This window comes from Flammeovirga agarivorans, from assembly GCF_012641475.1.
GTDB lineage: Bacteria > Bacteroidota > Bacteroidia > Cytophagales > Flammeovirgaceae > Flammeovirga > Flammeovirga agarivorans.
In genome coordinates this window covers 1-861 of the sequence record NZ_JABAIL010000063.1, presented here as the reverse complement: position 1 = coordinate 861, position 861 = coordinate 1, and the positions used below count along the sequence as shown (strand labels likewise).

2 protein-coding genes are annotated in these 861 nt (G+C 57.7%); both read right to left on the bottom strand.

Features of this window, described 5'->3' with window-relative positions; genetic code table 11:
* Positions 1–666, bottom strand: a 666-nt coding sequence (hpaD, locus tag HGP29_RS28240) for a 3,4-dihydroxyphenylacetate 2,3-dioxygenase (RefSeq protein ID WP_168885814.1), incomplete at its 3' end; no start/stop codon positions are given.
* 1 nt (position 667) lies between these two features.
* On the bottom strand, positions 668–861 hold a 194-nt coding region (locus tag HGP29_RS28235), incomplete at its 5' end, for an aldehyde dehydrogenase family protein (protein ID WP_074469625.1).

The following is an 861-nucleotide window of genomic DNA, read 5'->3' as shown; positions in this document are numbered from 1 at the left end:
TTTGAATTTGCCCTCGCGCCATAGCTTCACCACCCGCTCATCCATTTGATGGTCAAATTCGCGGGTGTAGCTGTTCATCCCCTCTTCGGCGCGCTGGTCGTCGATAAAGCGGTGCGACAGCGAACCGCTGGCCAGCACCGCCACGGTGCCGTCGTATTTTTCAATGGCTTTGAGGATCGCTTCGCCCAGCCTGCGGCTGTCGGCAAAGTCGTGAACGGTACAGAAAGCGGAGATAGATACCACCTTGAAGTGCTTCTCGCTGTTCATGTAGCGCATCGGCACCAGGGTGCCGTACTCCAGCTTCAGGCTGGGAATATTGTGCGCTTTGGCACGCACCCCGAGCTTCACCGCCTCGTCGGCGATAAGCTGGCCCAGCTCCGGGTTGCCGTCGTAGTCGTAGGTCATGTCGCGAATGAAATGCGGCAGTTCGTTACTGGTGTAGACGCCCTGAAAATGGTCGGCGCAGTTGATGTGGTAGGCGCTGTTGACCAGCCAGTGGGTATCAAACACGATAATGGTATCGACGCCCATTTCACGGCAGCGCTTGCCAATTTCTTTATGCCCGTCGATCGCGCCCTGACGGCAGCCGTGGTTTTTCCCCGGCAGCTCAGACAGATACATCGACGGCACGTGAGTGATTTTTGCTGCTAACGCTAACTTACCCATATCAGACTCCCCATTTCGGGATCGGATGGTCGCCCATCGAGATGCAGACGTTTTTCATTTCGGCGAACACTTCAAAGCTGTACTCGCCGCCTTCGCGGCCGGTTCCGGAGGCCTTCACGCCGCCGAACGGCTGACGCAGGTCGCGCACGTTCTGGGTGTTGACGAACACCATCCCGGCTTCAATACCGCGCGCCA